This is a genomic window from Streptomyces sp. NPDC055287, from assembly GCF_053646035.1.
This window is the reverse complement of the sequence record NZ_JBSHNE010000017.1, coordinates 1-15,841: the sequence shown is the minus strand read 5'-3', so window position 1 is coordinate 15,841 and position 15,841 is coordinate 1. Positions and strand designations below refer to the sequence as shown.

The window sequence follows — 15,841 nt, the reverse complement described above, 5'->3', positions numbered from 1 at the left end:
ACGCCGGGAAAACCGAAAAGGCCGTATCGGAATGCTCCGACACGGCCTTCGACCCGCGTAAACGCTGGTCGGGACGACAGGATTTGAACCTGCGACCCCTTGACCCCCAGTCAAGTGCGCTACCAAGCTGCGCCACGTCCCGGTGCCCGCCTGACCTGGGGTTTCCCCTGGCTGGGCGCGCAACAGAACCATACCTCACTCCGCGAGTGGTCCCGACTGCCGGCGGGGCTTCAACGGCTGTTGCGGACGGGTCCGGTGAGCGCGTACGTCAACAAGTGACAATGGGCGGATGGACGACAAGGAACAGGACAAGCTGGACAGGAGGGACCGCGACCCCGAGGGCCGGGCGCGCAGCGCGCGGCCGCGTGACGGGCTCGGCAGGCCGCTGCCGTACGGGGCCGAGGGCGTGGCCCGGCAGCCCGAAGGGGTGCAACGCACCGGGGACGAGACGGTGCGCGAGGCGCAGCGGCTGCTCGACGCCGGTATGCCCTTCCACGCGCACGAGGTCTTCGAGGACGCCTGGAAGTCGGGCCCCGAGGCGGAACGCGCCCTGTGGCGCGGCCTCGCCCAGCTCGCCGTCGGTCTCACCCACGCGGCCCGGGGCAACAGGAGCGGCGGTGCGACGCTGCTGCTGCGCGGGGGCGCCGGACTCGCCGCGTACGGCGACGCGCGTCCGTACGGGATCGCCCTCACGGAACTCACCGCCTGGGCGGAGGCGCTGGCCGACCGGGTGATGGGGCAGGACGAGCCCGTGGCGGCTGCCGGGAACGCTCCTCGCCTGCGCGGGCGGGACGGAGCGGGCGGAGCCGATGGGGCAGACTCCGTCCGGTGAGAAAGATTCATGTCATAGGCATCGGCGCGGGCGACCCGGACCATCTGACGATCCAGGCCGTCAAAGCGCTCAACACGGTCGACGTCTTCTTCCTGCTCGACAAGGGCGAGGAGAAGTCGGACCTGATCCGGCTGCGGCACGAGATCCTCGACCGTCACATCGCGGACGGGCGGCAGTACCGGCTGGTCGAGGGCCGTGACCCGGACCGCGACCGCAGGGCCGGGGGCGCCGACTACTCCCCCGCGGTCGGCGACTGGCGCAGCCGCCGGGCCGACATCTTCGAGCGGATGATCACCGACGAGCTGGGCGAGGACCAGACCGGCGCGTTCCTGGTGTGGGGCGATCCGGCGCTGTACGACAGCACGCTCGGCATCCTGGAGGAGATCCTGGAGCGCGGGGAGGTGGCCTTCGACTACGACGTCGTGCCCGGCGTCAGCAGTGTGTCCGCGCTGGTCGCCCGCCACCGCACCGGGCTGAACCAGGTCGCGAGGCCCGTCCAGATCACGACCGGCCGACGTCTCGCGGAGGGCTGGCCCGAGGGCACGGACGACGTGGTCGTGATGCTCGACGCGCACCAGGTCTTCCAGCGGTACGCCGAGGAGAACCCGTACATCTACTGGGGCGCCTACATCGGCACCGCCGACGAGATCCTCGTGTCCGGCAGACTCTCCGAGGTCTCGGACCGGATTCTGCGGCTGCGTGCCGAGGCCCGCGCCCGCAAGGGCTGGATCATGGACACGTATCTGCTGCGCCGGGAGTCGCGCCGGGGCTGAGGCACCCGAGACGCTCCAGTTCCCCGACCACCCCGGCCGCATCCGGGACGGTTCGTACACCGGACGGCGGAAGCGGCCGCCGTACGACCACGACCGGCAGGCCGAGCTCGCGGGCCGCGGTGAGCTTGGCCGCGGTCGCGGGGCCGCCGCTGTCCTTGGTGACCAGGACGTCGGCGGCGTACGTACGCAGCAGCTCCCTCTCGCCCTCCACGGTGTACGGGCCGCGGTCCAGGAGGAGCTGCGTGTGGCGCGGCAGCGGCGGCTCCGGGGGCTCCACCGACCGTACGAGGAAATGCAGCCCGTCCAGGTCCGCGAAGGGGGCCAGGCCGAGTCTGCCGGTGGTGAGGAACACCCGGCGTCCGAGCCCCGGGAGCAGCGCGGCGGCAGCGTCCAGGCCGTCGGCGTGGTGCCAGTGGTCGCCGGGGCCCGGCTGCCAGCCGGGGCGGCGCAGGGCGACCAGCGGGATGCCCGCGGCGGACGCCGCTGTCGCCGCGTTCGCGCTGATCAGGGCGGCGAACGGGTGTGTGGCGTCGATCACTGCGGTGACCCGGTGCTCGCGCAGCCAGGCCGCCATCGGCCCCGGGCCGCCGAAGCCTCCGACGCGAATCTCACCATCAGGCATCCTTGGTTGTGTCACCCGTCCTGCGAGCGAGGTCGTCACACGCAGGAAGGGGACCGGTGCCAGTGTCCGCGCTAGCTGCCTGGCTTCCGTCGTACCGCCGAGTATCAGTACATGGCCAGTGCCGGTGATCATGCCGTCACGCTACCGGAGGGGCCCCGAGCGGGCTGTTTCGGGAAAGTGGTTCAGGTCACTCTATTCAAGGCGTAACGAAATGGCGCGAGCGTGCGATGAACCCACAGGTGTCGTCGCGCTGCCCCATACGTCATGCGACCTCGCCTAGTCATCATTTTTGCTACGAGAGGCTCCTCGTGTCGGTCAGTCCGTCCCGCCCGTTCCCACAGGAGATTGCGGAATCCCCTTCCCTGGTCGCGCTCATTGAGCGTGGCAAGGAGCAGGGTCACATCAACGGCGACGACGTACGCCACGCCTTCGAGGCGGACAGCATTCCCGCGGACCAGCTCAAGCGGGTGCTGCGCAGCCTCAACCAGGTCCTCGACGAAGAAGGCGTGACGCTCATGGTCACGGCGCCCAAGGCTCCGGCCAAGGCGCCCGTCAAGCGTGCGCGCAAGACCGTCGCGAGGGACGAGGAGAAGCGCCCGGCGACCAAGAAGGCCGCCGTGAAGAAGACCGTCAAGAAGACCGCTTCGGCGACGTCGCAGGCGGCTCCCGCGTCAATATCGGTAATGGACTCCGCCGCCGGCGACGAGGCCCCCGCGGCCCCGGCGAAGCGCGCCGCGAAGAAGACGACCGCCAAGAAGACCGCGGCGAAGAAGGCCGCCGCGGCCCCCGAGGAGCCGCAGGGCGACGCGTGGGCCGACGAGTCGGCCGCCGCCGACGACGCGGACGAGAAGCCGACGAAGCAGCCGCAGCAGGGTGACGGCTACGTTCTGTCCGACGAGGACGAGGACGACGCGCCCGCGCAGCAGGTCATGGTCGCCGGCGCCACCGCCGACCCGGTCAAGGACTACCTGAAGCTGATCGGCAAGGTGCCGCTGCTCAACGCCGAGCAGGAGGTCGAGCTCGCCAAGCGCATCGAGGCGGGTCTCTTCTCCGAGCACAAGCTGGAGGAAGAGGACGAGCAGGACCCGATCTTCCGGCGTGAGCTGGAGATCCTCGTCGAGGACGGCCGCCGTGCCAAGAACCACCTGCTGGAGGCCAACCTCCGTCTCGTGGTCTCGCTGGCCAAGCGCTACACGGGCCGCGGCATGCTCTTCCTGGACCTCATCCAGGAGGGCAACGTCGGTCTGATCCGCGCGGTGGAGAAGTTCGACTACACCAAGGGCTTCAAGTTCTCGACGTACGCCACCTGGTGGATCCGGCAGGCGATCACCCGCGCGATGGCCGACCAGGCCCGCACCATCCGTATCCCGGTGCACATGGTCGAGGTCATCAACAAGCTGGCCCGCGTGCAGCGCCAGATGCTCCAGGACCTGGGCCGCGAGCCCACCCCGGAGGAGCTGGCCAAGGAACTCGACATGACCCCCGAGAAGGTCATCGAGGTCCAGAAATACGGCCGCGAGCCCATCTCGCTGCACACCCCGCTCGGCGAGGAGGGCGACAGCGAGTTCGGTGACCTGATCGAGGACTCCGAGGCGGTCGTCCCGGCCGACGCGGTCTCCTTCACCTTCCTCCAGGAGCAGCTGCACTCGGTGCTGGACACCCTCTCGGAGCGCGAGGCGGGCGTGGTCTCGATGCGCTTCGGCCTGGCGGACGGCCAGCCGAAGACGCTGGACGAGATCGGCAAGGTCTACGGCGTGACGCGTGAGCGCATCCGCCAGATCGAGTCGAAGACGATGTCGAAGCTGCGCCACCCGTCGCGCTCGCAGGTCCTGCGCGACTACCTCGACTAAGAGGTCCCGGGGCTTCAGGGCCCCGTCGACACGGACACCGGCTTCGGCGCCCCGGGCGGATCATTCGCCCGTGGCGCCGAGCCGCGTTCCGGCCCCTTTCACCGCGCCGGCCGCTGCTCGGCGGCCATCGGCCGCTCCTCGCACGGTCAGGGGATCAGGAACGCGTCCGCCGCCACGGCCGCCGCCAGGCCCGCCACCAGCAGCCAGGTGCCGAGCCGTGTGCGTCCGCGTCGGCTGAGCTCGATCACGCCCCCGCAGAGGATCAGCGCGAGCCCGTACACGCCCACGACCAGAACCGACGACCGGCTCGCGAGCCGCACGGCGAGGACCGCCGCCACCGCCACCATCAGGACCGAAGCGGCGGCGATGCGCATGCGCCTGGCCTGGCGGGGCGTGAGGCCGCCGGTCCGTACGGTCGAGGGGTCGGTCACTGCCTGTTCCTGGTCAGAAGCGCTCATGAGTTCGGATCGTAATCGGTCGTACGACGCTCCGTTGCGCCGCCCCGCAACCCGTCCGGCCACGCCAGGACACCCGTGCGATAGGTTTTGCCTCGCCTTGACCACGATCCACTTCACGCGCGGAGAACTGAGACCAATGGAAGACATCGTCAACGGACTTGGCCGCTCCGCCGCCTACGGGGCCCTGGGCGTGGTGCTGCTGACGCTCGGCATATTCCTGGTGGACGCCCTGACGCCGGGCAAGCTCGGCCGGCAGATCTGGGAGGAGCGCAACCGCAACGCCGCGCTGCTGCTCAGTTCGGCGCTGCTGGGCATCGGAGGGATCGTGTTCACGTCGATCTGGACGACGTACAACGACTTCGGCAAGGGGCTCGTGTCGACAGCCGTGTTCGGAGTGCTGGGGCTCGTGATGATGGCAGTGGCGTTCCTCGTCGTCGACCTGGTGACGCCGGGGAAGCTGGGCGAGACACTGGTCCAGGAAGAGCCCCACCCGGCGGTGTGGGTGACCGCTTCGTGCAACGTGGCTGTGGCGGCGATCATCTCGGCGTCCATCGCCTGAACGGAAGTAGACGACAGGCCCATCGCTCGGCCGAGGCCGCTCCCGCTACCGCGGGGGCGGCCTTTGTGCGTACACAGGGCCCATTCGTCACCCGTTCGGTTACTCCTTGCGCACACTCATGAGCCCAGTGTGCAAAATTGGCGAGTCTAAACCCGCCGGGATGGCCCGTGCAGAGGGTTACGTGAATATGCCGTCGCACTGATCCGATCTGGCTAAGCTCGCTCGAAGCGCGCCGAGTTGATATGAAATCACGCACTTGTTCGCAAGTGTCCTGATAGTTCGAAACACATCCCCCGAATCGACCGCCAGAGGGTTTACATGGTTCGCGTTGAATCGCCTCCGACTGACCGAGAATCCCCCTTCTTCCGCGCGCTCGTGCCACCCGTCCTCCTGATGGCCGCGGCCACCGCGGCCGCCTTCGTCGTCGTGCCGGGCCCCGCCCGGATACCGGTCCTCTGGTTCGGCGCCCTCGCGACCGTGGTGGTGACGGCCGTCGCCTCGGAAGTCGTACGCCGAGGCCGGGCCATGCGCGCGCTGCGCGCGGAGTACGGCCAGCGCCTGGCCCTTCTGGACCAGCGCGTCACCGGACACGACCGGCAGACCCTGCGGCTGAGCAACGAACTGCTGCCGGCCACCATCCGCCGCCTGCGGCAGGGCCAGTCGCCCGCCGAGGTCATGCGGGACCTCGTGGACGGGGACCCGACGTATCGCGAACTCCCCGGGCCCGAGCGCGCCCTGGTGCGCTCCGTCCTCGAGATCGTCGACAACGAGGAAGCAATGCGCGACTCCGCGCAGCGCGCCTTCGTCAACATCGCGCGCCGCGTCCAGGCCATCGTCCACCAGCAGTCCAGCGAGCTGCGGTTGATGGAGGAGGACCACGGGCGCAACCCCGCGGTCTTCGACGACCTGCTGCGCATCGACCACGGCACCTCGCTGATCGGCCGCCTCGCCGACTCCATCGCCGTACTCGGCGGCGGCCGCCCGGGTCGTCAATGGCCCGAGCCCGTACCGCTGTTCAGCGTCCTGCGCGGCGCGATGTCCCGGATCCTGGAGTACCAACGGGTCGATCTGCACTCGATCGCCAAGGTCGCCATCATCGGCACGGCCGTCGAACCGCTCATCCACGCCTGCGCGGAACTCCTCGACAACGCCACCCGCTACTCACCCCCGCAGACCCGGGTGCACGTCACCGCGGTGGAGGTGCAGACCGGCATCGCCATCGAGATCGAGGACGGCGGCGTCAGCCTCAGCGAGGAGGCCCGGGGCCGGGCCGAGCGCATGCTGGCCCAGGCCCAGGCGGGCATCGATCTCAACGACCTCGGTGAGACACCGCGGCTCGGCATGGCCGTGGTCGGCCGGCTCTCGCAGATGTACGACCTCAAGGTCTCGTTGCGGCAGTCCGCTTACGGCGGCGTCCGCGCGGTGCTCATCGTGCCGCGCGAAGTGATCACGACCGGCCCCGCCCCCGGCATCGCCCACGGCATCGGAGCCACCGCGGTTCCCCGGCAGGGCCCGTCCGGCCTGTCCGAGGCGGAAGAGGCGCGTGTCCCCCGGCGCAAGCCGCGTCCGGTCGCTCAGCCGAAGCGGCCGGCGCACGTGCCGCTCGCCAGGGAGGAGGACGTCCCCGAGGTGACCGAATGGACGGCGCAGGGGCTGCCGCAGCGCCGCAGCCGGGGCCGCGCACCGCTCGGCTCCCACAACCTGCCGCCCGAGCAGCGCCCGCCGCTCAACGGCCACGCCAACGGCCACGCCCATGGCGGGCCGGCCAAGGAGGAGCCGGAGCCTGGGCTCTGGCTCGAAGCCTTCACCAAGGGGTTCAACGGCACGGCGCCGGACCCGTCCGCCGATGACGAACCCGACGACGCGTTGGACAAGGGAGATCTCAAGTGATCCAGCAACGGGCGAATTTCGACTGGATGCTCAAGGAGCTGGCCGACGGGGTTCCGCAGGTCCAGCAGATCGTCGTCCTGTCCGCGGACGGACTGCGCATCGCCCGGCACGGCGGCGACCCCGACGCCGCCGACCGGCTCGCGGCGGCCTGCGCGGGGCTCCAGAGCCTCGCCGGCGCAGTCGCCGCTGAGATCCCGTACAGCGAGGGCAAGATGCGGCTCGTCGTCATCGAAGTCGACGGGGGCCTCTTCTACTTGATGGCAGCCGGGACCGGGGCGTACCTCGCCGTGCTCGCCGACGACACGGTGGACGCGGGCCTCATGGGGACGCGCATGCGCGACCTGGTCATCCGTATCGGCGCCCACCTGACGAGCCCTCCGCGCCATGACGGGCAGATCGCATGAGTCCCCCCAAACGAGAACGGCGACAACCCGGGACGAAGGACCCGGAGCGGCTGTACGTGCTCACCGGCGGCCCGGACGGTGCCGAGCGGGCCCCGCTCGACCTCGTCACGATGGTCGTCTCCCGCACCGAACCGTCACCGACGGTGCAGCCCGAACAGGCCGCCATCCTGCGGCTGTGCCGGGCGCCGTTGTCCGTCGCCGAGATCTCGGCGTACCTCAGCCTGCCCTTCAGCGTCGTGACGGCGTTACTGACCGATCTCCTCGCCACCGAACTGATCGAATCGCGGGCTCCCATCGTCCGCGCCGCCCTGCCGGACAGGTCCCTCCTCGAAGCGGTGATGCATGGACTTCAGAAGCTCTGACACGATCACCGGCCCGCGCAGCGAGGACATCCTCCCCGACACGGCCAATGCCGCGGTCAAGATCGTCATCGTGGGCGGGTTCGGTGTGGGCAAGACGACGATGGTGGGCTCCGTCAGCGAGATCCGTCCGCTGACCACCGAGGAAACCATGACCCAGGCCGGGGTCGGCGTCGACGACAACCTGGAGGGCAAGACCGCCACCACCGTCGCCATGGACTTCGGCCGGATCAGCATCAGCGACGAACTGATCCTCTACCTCTTCGGCACACCCGGCCAGGAGCGTTTCTGGTTCCTCTGGAACGGGCTCTTCGAGGGCGCCCTGGGCGCGGTGGTGCTGATCGACACCCGCCGCCTGGAGGTCAGCTTCGACGTGATCGGGCGCCTGGAGGAGCGCGGGGTGCCGTTCGTCGTCGCGATCAACACCTTCCCCGACGCGCCCCGGCACCCGGTCGAGGCCCTGCGCACCGCCCTCGACCTGCCCCCGGAAGTGCCGATAGTGGACTGCGACGCGCGAGGGCGCGGGTCCTGCCGTGACGTCCTCCTGACGCTGATGCACTATCTGCACTCCTTGTCCCTGTAACCGCCGGGTCCTGTACCTGCCGGGGCCCCGCACCGCCGGGGCCCCGTACCTGCCGGCCTGATCTCCCGATCCCTGGAGTGACCGTGACAACCCCCTTCCACCATCTGCCCGGAGCGGACGGCGGGGCTCTTCCGCCCCCGGGATGCCCGGCCCACGCCATCACCGGAACAGGCCCCGGCGGCCTGCGCCGGCTGTACGGGCCCGAGCACGCGAACGACCCGATGGCCGTGTACGAGAAGCTGCGCGCCGAGCACGGCCCGGTGGCCCCCGTGCTGCTCAACAACGACGTACCGGCCTGGCTGGTCCTCGGTCACACCGAGAACCTGCACATGACCCGCACCCCGTCGCAGTTCTCCCGCGACTCGCGCCGCTGGCGCCTGGTAGCCGACGGCACCGTGCCCCCCGACCATTCGCTGGCCCCCGTCTTCACCTGGCAGCCCATCTGCGTCTTCGCCGACGGCGCCGACCACGAGCGGCTGCGCGGCGCGGTCACCGACAGCATCGCGCGTATCGACACCCGGGGTGTGCGCCGCCACATCAACCGGTACAGCAACCGGCTCGTCAACGGCTTCTGCCAGGACGGCAAGGCCGATCTGGTGGGCCGGTTCGCCGAGCACCTGCCGATGATGGTGATGTGCCAGATCCTCGGCATGGCCGAGGAGTACAACGAGCGGATGGTGCAGTCCGCCCGTGACATGATCAAGGGCACAGCGACGGCGAACGCCAGCAACGCCTATGTGATGGGCGTACTGACCAGGCATGTCGCCAAGCGCCGGATCGCGCCCCAGGAGGACTTCACCACCTGGCTCGTCGAGCACCCGGCCGGGCTCACCGACGACGAGGTCAGCCAGCATCTGCGGCTGGTGCTCATCGCGGCGTACGAGACGACCGCCAATCTGATCGCCAACGTACTGCGCATGGTGCTCACGGACCCGCGCTTCCGTGCCCAGCTCAGCGGCGGCCACATGACGCTGCCCGAGGCGGTCGAGCAGACGCTGTGGGACGAGCCGCCGTTCACCACGATCCTCGGCCGCTGGGCCGTGGGTGACACCGAGTTCGGCGGCCAGCGGATCAGGAAGGGCGACGCCCTCATCGTCGGCATCGCCGCCGCCAACGTCGACCCGGTGGTACGGCCCGACCCGCACGCCTCGATGCAGGGCAACCGGGCCCACCTCGCCTTCAGCGGCGGGCCCCACGAGTGCCCGGGGCAGGACATCGGACGCGCCATCGCCGACACCGGAGTCGACGCGCTGCTGATGCGGCTGCCGGACCTTCAGCTCGCGGTCGAGGAGCACGAGCTGAAGTACAGCAGCGCTCTGATGTCCAGGCATCTGATGGCGCTCCCGGTGAAGTTCGCCGCGCGAGGGCCGGAGGCCGACTCCGCGGGCTCCATGACCACGGCCGCGCGTACGACGCCGCAGCCGGACTGGCAGGTGAACTCCCCGGCCGCAGCGAGCACGCCACAGCCCGCCCAAGTGCCGGGGCCCTCGCCGGAATCCGTGCCCGCGCCGCCCGCGGCGGGGCAGACGCCGGTCATGATCCCGGCTCAGCGCCGGCCGGTGGCACCGAAGCGGATGTGGCAGGCGGTCACCCGCTGGTGGCGCGGCTACTGACCGCCAGCTGGTCCCACCACCAGGAGATCGTCGGGAGGGGAAGCGGCTCGAAGCTGTCGTCGGCGGGACGCTGCTTCCACCACCCCTCGTCCGGTTTGCCCGACGCTGTCGAGGGCACGCTGTAACGCGGGCAGACGGAGGCCCAGTCGAGGTGCCCTCGGATGAACTGCCCGAGCCCCTGTACGTACCTGCGCAGTCCGCCTCCCGCGTCCCTCAGCACCTGGTCGCGCAGCCGGAGGAAGAGCACCATGACACGGTCCCGCATCGCCACGGCCTCCTGGAGCGCGTGGTGCGGGTCGCAGTCGAATTCCTGGCACAGGACGTCGACCAGGTTGAGGTTGTCGTCGGCCCGCAGCAGCTCCTTGTTGCGGGAGTAGAGGTCGTTGTCCCAGCTGACCAGCGTCCAGGTGATCTCGGTGAGTGCCCGCACGCGCGGGTCCTCGAGGTCGTTGTCGGGTACCGAGTACCCGGCGACGATTTCGATCATCGCGGTGGAAGGGGCCATCCCTATGGCCTTCATCCACATCGTCACGTAGTCATTGAGCGAGGGCAGGTCCGGACTGCGCCGCCAGGCCGCCTCCCACACCAGCCCGGAGGTGTAGACGCGCATGGCGTCGGTCCAGCGGCGGATCTGCTGCCGGGACGCGTATCGCTCCAGCTCGAGGCGGAGTAAGCGCAGCGCCGCCGCGTGCGGCGAGTTCTCCGGCCGGTGAGCGGCTGCCGGGGCCTCGATGGCGCGCATGATCCGGGACGTCTCCTGAGCGAGCGAGTCCGCGGTGACGTAGGCCTCGTCGCACACGCCGTCGTCGAGCGAGAAGAGCACGGCGTGCAGCTTGGCCATCAGGGTGAGCGGCTCGAGCTGCCCGTACGACATGGTCGCTGCCGTGAGACCGCCGAAGTCGCAGAGGGCGAGCCGCCTGCGCTGATGATCGTCCGCGTCGAGGCTCTGCTGGAGCATCCACCGCACCGTCATGTCGTTGACCGCCTCGGCCGACGGGTGGACGACGGACGGCACCGGACAGTAGAAGGGCACCCTCGGCAGTTGCTGGCCCAGTCGACGTGGCGAGATTACGGTCATGTTCGGCCTCCTCCTAAGTGCCCCGCGTACGCTGGGGCCTATATGCCCATGTCCGACCAGCAATAACAATGCAACTGGCCGTTGCCTGCACCAAGTTGATCGGCAGTTGCCCAAAGTTGCAGAAGTCCGCTTTCACCGCTGTGCCGGGGGTTCTCACGGGTTGCGCCGCCGACTGACGCATCAGTCAGCACCTCATCACCAAGCTGATTCCCGTGTGGCACAAAGCCTCATTGGTTCGTCTCGTTGCGCTCTCCTCAACGCGTGGGTACGGTGGCCCACCATGCAGCCAGAACCCGGAAGCCGAGTCGGCGACTCCGGCGGTGAGGTCGCCCAGCGGGTGCGTCAGGTGATCGGTTCCGCCGGGGTGAGCCAGCGCGAGTTCGCCCGACGGATCGTCATGGATCCGTCAAAACTGTCGCGTTCGCTCAGCGGTGCCCGACGGTTCACAGTGGCCGAATTGGCCCGTATCGCCGATACAGCCGATGTGGACCCCGGCTGGCTGCTCGGGTTCCGTACGGAGGCCTCCGCGAAGCCCTCCGCCGTACGCCGCGACCGCGCCGCCGTCGTGGCGGCCGAGGGCGGCAGGCCGCTCCAGATCGTCCGGGAGACCGTGCGACTGATCGCCGCGCGCGGCTTCCATGCCGTACGTGTCGCCGACATCGCCGAGGCCTGCGCCACCAGCACGGCCGCCATCCACTACCACTTCCCCGGCCGGGACGAGCTGCTGGAAGCGGCCGTGCGCTGGTGCATGGACGAGGACACCGCCCGCCGTGCTGCCCGGATCGCCGACGCGGGGGACGCGGCGGACGAGCTGCGGCAGCTGATCGAGCTCCAGACGCCGTACACCGAGCAGCAGCGGTGGCAGTGGAGCGTCTGGCTCGACCTGTGGGCGGAGGCGGCCCGCTCGACCGCCGTGGGCCGGCTGCACATCGCGTACTACCGCCAGTGGCGGGCCACGGTCGCCGATGTCCTGCGGCGCGGCGTCGGCCAGGGCGTCTTCCGCCCCACCACGGACCCGGACGCCGACGCGCTGCGGCTGACGGCGCTCATCGACGGCCTGGCCACCCAGGTACTGGCCGCAGCACCCGGCGCGGAAGCAGGCACGAGCCCCGAGGACATGCAGGCAGCGCTGCTCGCGTACGTCGACGCCACCTTGTCCGTACCCCTCCCCCACCACAAGCGCTGAACCACCCCCTCCCCCCACCAGTCCGAACCACTCCTCCAGGAGAGGCTCCCCCATGCCCATGAACCAGGAAGTCATCATCACGTGCGCCCTCACCGGCGCCGGTGACACCGTCCGCAAGAGCCCGCATGTGCCGGTCTCCCCCGAACAGATAGCCCGCTCGGCCGTCGAGGCCGCCGAGGCGGGCGCCGCCGTCGTGCACATCCACGTCCGCGACCCGGAGAGCGGCATTCCGTCCCGCGACCCGCGCCTTTACCGGGAGGTCGTCGAGCGGATCAAGGAGACCGGCACCGACGTCGTCATCAATCTCACCGCCGGCATGGGCGGCGACCTGGTCATCGACCCCGACGAGCCACTGAAGCACCTGCCGGGCACCGATCTGGTGAGCGGACTCGACCGGCTCCCGCATGTCGAGGACCTGCTGCCCGACATCTGCACTCTCGACTGCGGCTCGCTCAACTTCGGTGACGGCAGCAACCTGTACGTCTCCACCCCCGACATGCTGCGTACGGGCGCCAAGCGCGTCCAGGAGCTCGGTGTGCGCCCCGAGTTGGAGATCTTCGACACCGGACAGCTGTGGTTCGCCAAGCAGCTGCTCGCCGAGGGGCTGCTCGACGACCCGACGGTCTTCCAGCTGTGCATGGGCATCCCGTGGGGCGCCCCCGCCGACCCGGGCGTGCTCCAGTCGATGGTCAACATGCTGCCGCACGGCGCCCAGTGGGCCAGCTTCGCGCTCGGCCGGATGCAGATGCCGTGGGTCGCCCAGTCGATCCTGCTCGGCGGGCACGTGCGGGTCGGCCTGGAGGACAACCTGTACCTGGGCAAGGGCAACAGGGCCACCAACGCACAGCTGGTGGAGCGTGCGGTGACGATCACCGAGTCGCTGGGAGCGCGCGTCGCGACCCCGGACGAGGCCCGGCACCAGCTCGGCCTCAAGCCCCGCGCGTAGCAGAGAGAGGACCGCCCATGACTGACACCACCACCGCGACGACCACCACACCCCCCGCCCCCTGCGCCCCCGAAGACGTACGCCGCATCGCCTGCGTCGGCGCCGGAGTCATCGGCGGCGGCTGGGCGGCCCACTTCCTGGCCCGCGGCTACGACGTCACGGCCTGGGACCCGGCCCCCGACGCCGAAGACAGGCTGCGCCGCCTGGTGGACGCCGCCTGGCCCGCGCTGGAGCAGCTGGGCCTGGCCGACGATGCGTCACGGGACCGGCTGACGGTCACCGCGACGCTGGAAGAGGCGGTGGCGGAGGCCCAGTTCGTCCAGGAGAGCGCACCGGAGAAGCTGGAGCTCAAGCGCGATCTGCTGACCCGCCTCGACGCGGCCGCGCCCTCCGGCGTTGTCATCGCCTCTTCCACCTCCGGCTACCCGATGACGGACATGCAGACGGCCGCCGCCGACCCCGGACGCCTGGTCGTCGGGCACCCCTTCAACCCGCCGTACCTCATCCCTCTCGTCGAGGTCGTCGGCGGCGAGCGGACCGCATCGCACGCCGTCGCGTGGGCCTCGCGCTTCTACGAGGTGGCGGGCAAGTCCGTCATCACCATGGAACGCGAAGTCCCCGGCTTCATAGCCAACCGCCTCCAGGAGGCCCTGTGGCGCGAGGCCCTGCACATGGTCGCCAACGGTGAGGCCTCGGTGCGCGAGATCGACGACTCGATCACCGAAGGGCCCGGGCTGCGCTGGGCGTTCATGGGCCCCATGCTCACCTTCGCGCTCGCGGGCGGCGACGGCGGCATGGCGCACATGCTGGACCACTTCGGGCCGTCGCTGAAGTCACCGTGGACGCGGCTCGAAGCACCTGAGCTGGACAAGGAGTTGTACGACGCGGTGGTCGCCGGATGCGACGAGGCGGCCGACGGCCGCACCATCGCGGAGCTGGTCGCACTGCGGGACCAGGGTGTGATCGACGTACTCCGGGCTACCGGACGACTGGAGAAGTGAGATGAACGAGCCCCTCCCCCTCCTGCACAAGACCGTGCGGCCCGAGTGGATCGACTACAACGGCCATATGAGCGAGGCCTTCTACGTCCTGGTCTTCGGGCACGCGACGGACGCCATGATGATCGAGACCGGCCTGCACTCCTCGTACCGCGAGAGCACCGGCTGTTCGCTCTACACGGTCGAGGCACACATCCGCTATCTGCGCGATGTCGCGGAAGGAAGCCACCTCGCTGTCCGCACCCGCATTCTGGGCGTGGACGCGAAGAAGGCGCGTTTCGCCCACGAGATGTACGTGCTCGACGAGGCCGACGCGACGCCTGCCCCAAGCGCCGCCCCCGTGGCGACGACCGAGCTGCTCGCGGTCCACGTCGACCAGAAGGCGGGCCGGGCGGCCCCGTTCCCCGACACGATCAGGGAGCGGCTGACGAACCAGAAGGAAGAGCCCCCGGTGTGGGCGGGTCGCTCGATCGCGGAGATCCCTTCCGCCTGACCGCGCCGACCGGGGGCTCAGGCACCCGGTCCCGGATCGGGCCTCACCGGCTCGTGGATGCCCGCACGGGCGGCCTCGAGCTGGGCGGCGAACGCGACGCCCAGGAACAGTGCGATCCCGGTGAGGTTCGCCCAGAGCATCAGGGCGACGAAGGCGGTGAGCGGACCGTACACCGCACCGAACGAACCGCTCTTGGCGACGTACAGAGCCAGCAGCCAGGTCGCCGCCACCCACAGAACCAGGTGCACGGCGGATCCGACAGCGAGCCAGGTGTAGCCGGGCTGGTCGCGCCGCGGTGCCCAGCGGAAGATCACCGCGGACGCGAGCAGCGCCAGCAGGACACCCACCGGCACCTCCAGCGGCCCCCACACGTCGAGCAGGGACTCCGGCCATCCGAGCGCCTCGACGAGCGAATCGCCCACCGCTTCGCCGGCGACGAGGACGAGGAAGCCCAGCACCATGGGAAGCCCGGCCCCGAGAGCCAGCAGCAGGCTCCGGCCGTACTTCACGTGGAAGGGCCGGTCTCTCTCAATCCCGTAGATGCGGTTGCTGCCGCGCTCGATCTGGCCCATGGCCGAGGTCAGGTTCAGAACGGCGAAGCCAAGGCCGAGCCACATCGCGACCGCGATCGACGTACTGCCGCCGGCGCTGCGCCGGGTGTCCGCGAGGGCATCTTCCACCAGCTCGTTGCTCGCACCCGGCACGATGTGCCCGAGCGTCAGCTCCACCACCCGCCCCACGCTGTCGGTGTGGACACTCGCGGCGACGCCCACCAGTGCGATGGCGAACGGCACTATGCCCAGCACCACCTGGAAGGCCAGCGACCGTGCATGGCTGAAGCCGTCCGCGTACCGGAAGCGCGCAAAAGCGTCGAGGAACAGCTTGCGCCCGCCGTAGTGCCGCAGAGCCGTCAGCGCTTCGTCGCCGGAGAGTTCCTCCCCGATCATGTCCCGAGTCTGGGGGACATGCACCACAGTTCCCATCGGAGGCCAGCTTTCACTCGAATACCTTGTTCGGACAACTCCGGTCCTGAGACTACGAGTCCCTGAACGCAAAAAAGCCCCGGCCCCTGGACATAAGTCCAGGGGCCGGGGCATAAAATTTGTTCGGCGGCGTCCTACTCTCCCACAGGGTCCCCCCTGCAGTACCATCGGCGCTGAAAGGCTTAGCTTCCGGGTTCGGAATGTAACCGGGCGT

Annotated in this window: 17 protein-coding genes, 1 tRNA gene, 1 rRNA gene and 1 pseudogene; 14 read left to right on the top strand and 6 right to left on the bottom strand. The window is 69.8% G+C overall.

Annotated elements, in window-relative coordinates; genetic code table 11:
• Positions 1–65: 65 nt before the first annotated feature.
• Positions 66–142, bottom strand: a tRNA-Pro gene (locus ACWIHY_RS24680).
• Positions 143–289: 147 nt separating this feature from the next.
• Between ACWIHY_RS24680 and ACWIHY_RS24675 the strand changes: the two genes are divergently transcribed.
• A complete protein-coding gene (locus tag ACWIHY_RS24675; protein ID WP_454377844.1) occupies positions 290–832 on the top strand; it encodes a DUF309 domain-containing protein in 543 nt (180 codons plus the stop codon).
• Positions 829–1,605: a precorrin-6A synthase (deacetylating) gene (gene cobF / locus ACWIHY_RS24670; RefSeq protein ID WP_454377843.1), complete on the top strand. Its 777-nt coding sequence runs from the start codon at positions 829–831 to the stop codon at positions 1,603–1,605. Before ACWIHY_RS24675 ends, cobF begins: the two co-directional genes overlap by 4 nt.
• Here cobF and ACWIHY_RS24665 read toward each other — a convergent pair.
• Complete coding sequence (locus ACWIHY_RS24665; protein WP_454377842.1) at positions 1,562–2,359, bottom strand: cobalt-precorrin-6A reductase; 798 nt, start codon at positions 2,357–2,359, stop codon at positions 1,562–1,564. The genes cobF and ACWIHY_RS24665 overlap by 44 nt on opposite strands.
• Before the next feature lie 95 nt (positions 2,360–2,454).
• Here ACWIHY_RS24665 and ACWIHY_RS24660 point away from each other — a divergent pair.
• Positions 2,455–2,754 (top strand): annotated as a pseudogene (locus tag ACWIHY_RS24660) (RNA polymerase sigma factor region1.1 domain-containing protein); the annotation flags it as partial.
• Positions 2,743–4,077: an RNA polymerase sigma factor gene (locus ACWIHY_RS24655; protein WP_454377939.1), complete on the top strand. Its 1,335-nt coding sequence runs from the start codon at positions 2,743–2,745 to the stop codon at positions 4,075–4,077. The pseudogene ACWIHY_RS24660 and the gene ACWIHY_RS24655, both read left to right, overlap by 12 nt.
• 146 nt (positions 4,078–4,223) lie before the next feature.
• Here ACWIHY_RS24655 and ACWIHY_RS24650 read toward each other — a convergent pair whose 3' ends face one another.
• The gene (locus tag ACWIHY_RS24650) at positions 4,224–4,535 is read right to left on the bottom strand and encodes a hypothetical protein (protein ID WP_454377841.1); all 312 of its coding nucleotides are present in this window, start codon (positions 4,533–4,535) and stop codon (positions 4,224–4,226) included.
• A 136-nt stretch (positions 4,536–4,671) separates the two neighbouring features.
• Between ACWIHY_RS24650 and ACWIHY_RS24645 the strand changes: the two genes are divergently transcribed.
• The 6 genes from ACWIHY_RS24645 (at position 4,672) to ACWIHY_RS24620 (ending at position 9,943) form a co-directional block, all read left to right on the top strand.
• Positions 4,672–5,094, top strand: coding sequence for a DUF350 domain-containing protein (locus ACWIHY_RS24645; RefSeq protein ID WP_454377840.1), 423 nt, complete (start codon positions 4,672–4,674; stop codon positions 5,092–5,094).
• A 318-nt stretch (positions 5,095–5,412) separates the two neighbouring features.
• Positions 5,413–6,984 (top strand): ATP-binding protein, encoded by a 1,572-nt coding sequence (locus ACWIHY_RS24640; protein WP_454377839.1) that lies wholly within the window; start codon positions 5,413–5,415, stop codon positions 6,982–6,984.
• A complete protein-coding gene (locus ACWIHY_RS24635) occupies positions 6,981–7,388 on the top strand; it encodes a roadblock/LC7 domain-containing protein (protein WP_454377838.1) in 408 nt (135 codons plus the stop codon). The genes ACWIHY_RS24640 and ACWIHY_RS24635 overlap by 4 nt, the downstream gene beginning before the upstream one ends.
• Positions 7,385–7,750 carry a DUF742 domain-containing protein gene (locus ACWIHY_RS24630; RefSeq protein ID WP_454377837.1) on the top strand — a complete coding sequence of 122 codons (366 nt, stop codon included), beginning with the start codon at positions 7,385–7,387 and terminating at the stop codon, positions 7,748–7,750. Before ACWIHY_RS24635 ends, ACWIHY_RS24630 begins: the two co-directional genes overlap by 4 nt.
• Positions 7,731–8,330 (top strand): GTP-binding protein, encoded by a 600-nt coding sequence (locus ACWIHY_RS24625; protein ID WP_454377836.1) that lies wholly within the window; start codon positions 7,731–7,733, stop codon positions 8,328–8,330. The genes ACWIHY_RS24630 and ACWIHY_RS24625 overlap by 20 nt, the downstream gene beginning before the upstream one ends.
• An 83-nt stretch (positions 8,331–8,413) precedes the next feature.
• Positions 8,414–9,943: a cytochrome P450 gene (locus ACWIHY_RS24620; protein ID WP_454377835.1), complete on the top strand. Its 1,530-nt coding sequence runs from the start codon at positions 8,414–8,416 to the stop codon at positions 9,941–9,943.
• Here the strand turns inward: ACWIHY_RS24620 and ACWIHY_RS24615 are convergent.
• Positions 9,918–11,021, bottom strand: coding sequence for a terpene synthase family protein (locus tag ACWIHY_RS24615; RefSeq protein WP_454377834.1), 1,104 nt, complete (start codon positions 11,019–11,021; stop codon positions 9,918–9,920). The genes ACWIHY_RS24620 and ACWIHY_RS24615 overlap by 26 nt on opposite strands.
• Positions 11,022–11,301: 280 nt before the next feature.
• Here ACWIHY_RS24615 and ACWIHY_RS24610 point away from each other — a divergent pair, with 280 nt between their 5' ends.
• Genes ACWIHY_RS24610 through ACWIHY_RS24595 form a run of 4 tightly spaced genes read left to right on the top strand, consistent with a single transcriptional unit; the run spans position 11,302 to position 14,644 of the window.
• Positions 11,302–12,207, top strand: a complete 906-nt coding sequence (locus tag ACWIHY_RS24610) for a TetR family transcriptional regulator C-terminal domain-containing protein (protein WP_454377833.1) — start codon at positions 11,302–11,304, stop codon at positions 12,205–12,207.
• 52 nt (positions 12,208–12,259) lie between these two features.
• A complete protein-coding gene (locus tag ACWIHY_RS24605; RefSeq protein ID WP_454377832.1) occupies positions 12,260–13,153 on the top strand; it encodes a 3-keto-5-aminohexanoate cleavage protein in 894 nt (297 codons plus the stop codon).
• Between the two features lie 17 nt (positions 13,154–13,170).
• Positions 13,171–14,154 carry a 3-hydroxyacyl-CoA dehydrogenase NAD-binding domain-containing protein gene (locus ACWIHY_RS24600; protein ID WP_454377831.1) on the top strand — a complete coding sequence of 328 codons (984 nt, stop codon included), beginning with the start codon at positions 13,171–13,173 and terminating at the stop codon, positions 14,152–14,154.
• Between the two features lies 1 nt (position 14,155).
• Entirely contained in the window at positions 14,156–14,644 is a 489-nt protein-coding gene (locus tag ACWIHY_RS24595; RefSeq protein WP_454377830.1) for a thioesterase family protein, read from the top strand.
• A 17-nt stretch (positions 14,645–14,661) separates the two neighbouring features.
• Here ACWIHY_RS24595 and ACWIHY_RS24590 read toward each other — a convergent pair whose 3' ends face one another.
• Complete coding sequence (locus ACWIHY_RS24590; RefSeq protein WP_454377829.1) at positions 14,662–15,627, bottom strand: YihY/virulence factor BrkB family protein; 966 nt, start codon at positions 15,625–15,627, stop codon at positions 14,662–14,664.
• A gap of 121 nt (positions 15,628–15,748) precedes the next feature.
• A 5S ribosomal RNA gene (gene rrf / locus ACWIHY_RS24585) occupies positions 15,749–15,841 on the bottom strand; the annotation flags it as partial.

Coding starts and splice junctions, on each gene's coding strand:
- ACWIHY_RS24675 (WP_454377844.1), top strand. CDS start 290: ATGGACGACAAGGAACAGGACAAGCTGGACAGGAGGGACCGCGACCCC.
- ACWIHY_RS24665 (WP_454377842.1), bottom strand. CDS start 2,359: ATGATCACCGGCACTGGCCATGTACTGATACTCGGCGGTACGACGGAA.
- ACWIHY_RS24655 (WP_454377939.1), top strand. CDS start 2,743: ATGGTCACGGCGCCCAAGGCTCCGGCCAAGGCGCCCGTCAAGCGTGCG.
- ACWIHY_RS24650 (WP_454377841.1), bottom strand. CDS start 4,535: ATGAGCGCTTCTGACCAGGAACAGGCAGTGACCGACCCCTCGACCGTA.
- ACWIHY_RS24645 (WP_454377840.1), top strand. CDS start 4,672: ATGGAAGACATCGTCAACGGACTTGGCCGCTCCGCCGCCTACGGGGCC.
- ACWIHY_RS24640 (WP_454377839.1), top strand. CDS start 5,413: ATGGTTCGCGTTGAATCGCCTCCGACTGACCGAGAATCCCCCTTCTTC.
- ACWIHY_RS24630 (WP_454377837.1), top strand. CDS start 7,385: ATGAGTCCCCCCAAACGAGAACGGCGACAACCCGGGACGAAGGACCCG.
- ACWIHY_RS24625 (WP_454377836.1), top strand. CDS start 7,731: ATGGACTTCAGAAGCTCTGACACGATCACCGGCCCGCGCAGCGAGGAC.
- ACWIHY_RS24615 (WP_454377834.1), bottom strand. CDS start 11,021: ATGACCGTAATCTCGCCACGTCGACTGGGCCAGCAACTGCCGAGGGTG.
- ACWIHY_RS24610 (WP_454377833.1), top strand. CDS start 11,302: ATGCAGCCAGAACCCGGAAGCCGAGTCGGCGACTCCGGCGGTGAGGTC.
- ACWIHY_RS24605 (WP_454377832.1), top strand. CDS start 12,260: ATGCCCATGAACCAGGAAGTCATCATCACGTGCGCCCTCACCGGCGCC.
- ACWIHY_RS24600 (WP_454377831.1), top strand. CDS start 13,171: ATGACTGACACCACCACCGCGACGACCACCACACCCCCCGCCCCCTGC.
- ACWIHY_RS24595 (WP_454377830.1), top strand. CDS start 14,156: ATGAACGAGCCCCTCCCCCTCCTGCACAAGACCGTGCGGCCCGAGTGG.
- ACWIHY_RS24590 (WP_454377829.1), bottom strand. CDS start 15,627: ATGGGAACTGTGGTGCATGTCCCCCAGACTCGGGACATGATCGGGGAG.